The sequence below is a fragment of the Propioniciclava sp. genome (assembly GCF_029977985.1).
In the GTDB taxonomy this organism is placed as follows: Bacteria; Actinomycetota; Actinomycetes; order Propionibacteriales; family Propionibacteriaceae; genus Propioniciclava.
Window position 1 is genome coordinate 1 of the sequence record NZ_JARKOT010000073.1, and the last position, 4,837, is coordinate 4,837.

At 72.0% G+C, this 4,837-nt stretch carries 4 protein-coding genes; all 4 read left to right on the plus strand.

Annotation, left to right across the window (positions count from 1 at the left end):
- A partial coding sequence (locus tag Q1K57_RS04425; protein ID WP_300079408.1) for a hypothetical protein occupies nt 1-483 on the plus strand: 483 nt, incomplete at its 5' end.
- Nucleotides 483-1,595 (plus strand): glycosyltransferase, encoded by a 1,113-nt coding sequence (locus Q1K57_RS04430; RefSeq protein WP_300079410.1) that lies wholly within the window; start codon nt 483-485, stop codon nt 1,593-1,595. The genes Q1K57_RS04425 and Q1K57_RS04430, both read left to right, overlap by 1 nt.
- Nucleotides 1,588-3,003 carry an oligosaccharide flippase family protein gene (locus Q1K57_RS04435; RefSeq protein ID WP_300079412.1) on the plus strand — a complete coding sequence of 472 codons (1,416 nt, stop codon included), beginning with the start codon at nt 1,588-1,590 and terminating at the stop codon, nt 3,001-3,003. Before Q1K57_RS04430 ends, Q1K57_RS04435 begins: the two co-directional genes overlap by 8 nt.
- A gap of 152 nt (nt 3,004-3,155) precedes the next feature.
- Complete coding sequence (locus Q1K57_RS04440) at nt 3,156-4,391, plus strand: cell wall-binding repeat-containing protein (RefSeq protein WP_300079414.1); 1,236 nt, start codon at nt 3,156-3,158, stop codon at nt 4,389-4,391.
- Nucleotides 4,392-4,837: the final 446 nt, after the last annotated feature.

Consider the following 4,837-nt stretch of genomic DNA (forward strand, 5'->3'; position numbering starts at 1 on the left):
CCGGACGCCGCGGCCGCGCGCGCCGCGGGCGTCACCTTGCTCCCTCGGCTGGCCCACGCCGACTTCCTCGCCGCCCTCGCCCGCGCCCACGTCGTCGTCGGCCAGCCCACGGGCATGCTCGCCGCGAGCGAACTCGAGGCGCTCGGCATCGGCGTCCCCGTGGTCGCCCCGCTCCAAGGCGAGTGGTATGTCGAGAGCGGTGCGGCGGTCCCGCCCGTTCTCGGCGGCACCGCTTTGGCGGACGCCCACGTCCTGCCGCCGCAGGACCCCGCCACTGGCGGCGTCCGGATGCTCGCTGCCGCGGAAATCGCCGCCCTCGCCGAGGCTGTGGCCGCGCTTGCTGCCGAGGCCCTCGCGGATCCGGCCGCGGCTTCGGCCCGCCTGGAGGGCGCGGCCTGGCTCGCCGCCAAGCATGGCGCGGACGCCGGCGTGGTCCGCCTGCTCGGCCTCTACCCCCGCGTGTTGGACGGAGGGCGTCCCTGATGGCCCGGATCCTCGTCATGACGATCGCCCACCCACCCGCCGACGCCCGCATCTTCCACCGCGAGATCGCCGCGTTGCGCGACTACGGCCATGAGGTGACCTACGCCGCTCCGTTCGTGGCGTTCGGGCAGGAGCCGCCGGTGGGGGTCCGTACGGTCGACCTGCCGCGGTCGTCGGGTAGTCCGCTGAAGCGTCTCCCGGCCATGGCGGCCGCCGTCCGCCTCGTGCGGCGCGAGCGGCGCAGTCAGGATGTGGTCCTCGTCCACGACCCCGAACTGCTGCCCGCCCTCGCGGCGGCCCGGCTGGGCGGGCGGCGTCCGGTCCCCGTGTGGGACGTCCACGAGGATGTTCCCGCCCAGGTCGCCATGCTGCCTTTGCCGCGGCCGCTCAAGGCGCCGATCGCCGCGCTCATCCACGCGGCCGAACTGATCGCCGAGCGGAGCTTCCGGCTGCTCGTCGCCGAGTCGGCCTACCTGGAGCGATTCCGCCGCCCGCACCCGTTCGTGCCCAACTCGGTGCGCGTACCCCCGGGCGGGCCGTGGCCCGCCGACGGCCCCGCGCGCGTGGTCTACCTCGGCAGTCTCACGTGGCCGCGGGGGGCCGCGGAGTTGATCGCCCTGGCCCGGCTCGTGCCCGAGATCCGGTTCGAGATCATGGGCAACGCCAAGACCGACGTGGCCGAAGCCCTGCGAGCGGCCGAGGCCGAACTGCCCAACCTCGACTATCAGGGCTTCGTGCCCAACGATGTCGCTCTGGCCCGCCTGCCCGGGGCCCTGGCCGGGCTGAGCCTCCTGCACGACGAGCCCAACTACGCCCATTCCGAACCGACCAAGGTCATGGAGTACATGGCCCATGCGGTGCCGTCGCTCACGACGCCCAACCCGGCCTCGCGCGCTCTCGTCGAGCGGGCGGACGCCGGGGCGGTGGTCGGCTTCGGCGACGTCGACGCCGCCGCCGTCGTCCTGCGGCGGTGGGACGCCGATCGTGCCGAACGGGAGCGACTCGCGGCCCGGGCCTACGCCGTGGCGAGCGCTCATGACTGGACCGTCGACGGCCGAGCGTTCGCCGCGACGCTGCAGGACTGGGCCGACGGCGGGTCCGCCGATGGCTGACGACTCCGAGGACGCCCCGTCGCACGTCGGGCGCGACGCCGTCTGGAGCACGGTGGGCATCCTCATGTCGGGGGGCGCGCAGTTCCTCCTGTCGGCGATCGTCGGCAACGCCGGCGGCCCCGCCCTGCTCGGGGCGGTCCGCGGGGCGTTGTCGTTGGCGAACACCGCGAGTCTCGCCTGGCCGTCGGCGGCGGGCCAGTCGGCGTCCCTGTTCGTCGCCCGCGAGCGTTCGGCCGGGCGAGAGGCGTCCGCTGACTTCGCCGAACGCCACTTGGTCGTGCGTGCGATGCAGGCGGCGCTCGTGCTCGCGCCCGTGTCGGGGGCCGTCTCGGTGGTCCTGTTCGGCTTCGGCCTCGCCGACGCCGCCTGGGTCGGTGCGCTCGTGCTGGCGCTGGCCGGCTACCAGGTGGCCCGAGGCGTGCGCTTCGGTCGGTCGCGGGTGCGCGAGGCAACGGTCTGGGAGGTCGTCAACGCGGCGCTCACGCTCGGCCTGCTCGGGGTGGTGCTCGTCGTGGGCGCGCCCGGCTGGGTGCTCGCCCCCTTGGTCGTGGGGAACGGTCTCTACGCGCTCGGCGTCCTGGTCCGGCTCCCTCGGTCGGGGGAACGCGAGCCGGCGCTGGCCCGCGAGATGGACCAGTTCGTGGCGTGGGGCGTGGCCGGCACCATCGCCTCCACCGGGCTCATGCAGCTCTCCATGGTGCTGACGAAGGCCGTGCTGGGCGACGATCAAGCGGGCTGGTACGCGGCGGCGGTGTCTCTGGCGACGCCGCTGTCCATGGTGGCCCGGGCGCTGTCGATGGCGCTGTTCCCCGAAATGGCGCGTCAGCAGGGGCGTGGTGATGCGGAGGCCACCCGCGCCATCACCGATCGCGCGACCCGGGGGTTGTTCTTCGTCATGACCCCCGGCTTCGCCGCGCTGGCGCTCGTGGCGGAGCCGCTCGCCCATCTGATCTACCGCGACGCCTTCGCCCCCGCCGTGCTGCCGCTGCGCATCCTGCTGCTCGCCGTGTGGCTCGGCACGGTCGTGACGGCCGCGGTCAACTCGATCAACGTCCGGGGGCGCGGCGGCGTCCGCTTCTCGGCCGGGCTGTCCTGGGCCGGGTTCGTGGTCGGCCTCGGCCTCATGGCTGTGCTGCTGCCGGTCTGGGGCGTTGCCGGGGTGGCGATCGCGTATCTCGCCGGCGTGGCCACGACCGGAGGCACCGCACTCGTCCATGTGTGGCGGCGTGACGGGCACGCGTGGCTGTTTGCGGTCGCGGTCAGCCTGATCGCGGGGGGCGCCGTGGCGGCGGCGGTCGTGACCCTACCCGCGCTGAGCAGCTGGACCTGGTCGCTGGTCGCGGTCGCGGTCTTGTGCGTCGTCTGGGTCGCCGCCTGGGCGCTGTTGCGCCAGCGCGAGCGTCGGTGACGGGTTGTCCACAGATGCGTTGCGCCCGCCTGCCGTGGCGGCGGGATCGCTGTTAGGCTCCGAGATGTAGCCACGCAGGGGTGCCAAGAACGTCACACCTGGGGAGTACCCCGACGTGCAGCCACGTGTTCCGACCAGGGAAGGACAAGGCAATGCAGAAGGGCACATTGAGGCGGTTGATCGCGGGTGTCGCCACCGCGACTTTGCTGGCAGGGGGGGTCGCCTCGGTCCAGCCGGCGGTTTCCGCGGAAGTCTCCGTCAGTCGCATCGGCGGCACCGACCGCTACGAGACCAGCGCGCTGATCTCGCAGGCGGGGTTCGCACCGGGGGTCGACACCGTCTTCGTCGTCAGCGGCCAGAACCACCCGGACGCCCTCGCCGTGGGCCCGGCGGCCGGCAAGCTGCGGGCACCCGTGCTGCTCACCCGCACCCAGGGTCTGCCCGGCACCATCGCTGCCGAGCTCGACCGTCTCGATCCGCAGCACATCGTCGTGGTCGGAGGGGCTGTCGCCGTGAGCGACGCGGTCGTGAAGGCCCTCGGGGCGTACGCGCCCGACGTGCGCCGTATCGCCGGCGTCGACCGGTACGACACCGCCGCTCTCGTCTCGCGCCAGTACTTCGACGTCGCAATCGGCAACGCCTACGTGGCGTCGGGGGAGAACTTCCCGGACGCCCTTCCCGCCTCCGCCGCCGGCGGCCATCTGGGTGCACCCGTGCTGCTGACCGCGAAGAACAACCTGCCGCCGGTGACGGACGCCGCACTCGAGCGCCTCGATGCCAAGCGGCTCATGGTGGTGGGGGGCGAGAGCGCGATCAGCGACGCCGTCTTGGGGCAGATCCTGGAGAACTCGGTGATCGACGGGTACCGGCTGGCCGGGAGCGATCGCTACGAGACGTCGGCGGCCGTCTCCGCCCACGCGTTCGGGCAGGCCGACACGGTCTTCCTCGCCAACGGAATGCAGTATCCGGACGCGCTGTCCGGTGCGAGCCTGGCTGCACTGCGAGGCGGACCCGTTCTGCTCGTTTCGAACTCGGCCGTGTCGCCCTCGGTTTGCCGGGAGATCGACCGTCTCAACCCGAGCCATGTGGTGGCTCTGGGTGGAAGTGGTTCGGTGAATGACGCCGCGCTGACGACGGCTGCCCGAGGATGCGCGGGACTGCCCGGCGCGCCGGCCCCGGTCCCGACGCCCACGCCGAACCCGACCCCGGGTGTCCCCACCCCCGGCGGCGACGTCCCACCCGCCGTGACCATCACCTGTTCGCAGTTCCAAACCCAGCGCCAGGCACAGGACTTTTACGACTACTGGGTCGGAAAGGGATTCGGCGATTTCTATCACCTTGATGACGACGGAGACGGCACCCCCTGCGAAGACCTGCCCAGGACGTGACGAAGCGGGTGAACGCGCCGAGGGCTCCGTCTCAGCTCTGGCGGTATTCGCTCACCCGTGACAGCTGACCAGGTGCGTGACGCCGCTCCGTCGCGCCTACCATGGGCGCCACAAGCACGTCCGTCGGCGTCGCGCACCTCAACGTGGACTGTAGAAGTAGCAGCCCATTGGTCGAGACAGGTTGCAGACCCATGGCGAAAGCCTTAGAGTCTGGGACGTACTCCCCGAGGGAGCTGGTGCAGCGAATGCGCGGCTGCGTTTACACCAACTGTCCCGCCCCCAAGGCACCGGAGCACGCTGATATTCATTTCAAATAGGAGGTTTGCTCGCATGAGCAAGATTTTGCGTCGCGGGGTGGCCCTTGCGGGCGCCGCCGCCCTCACGCTGACGCTGGCGCCGTTCGCCAGCGCTGCCGTGATCGACCCTGACCTGCCGATCACCATCGA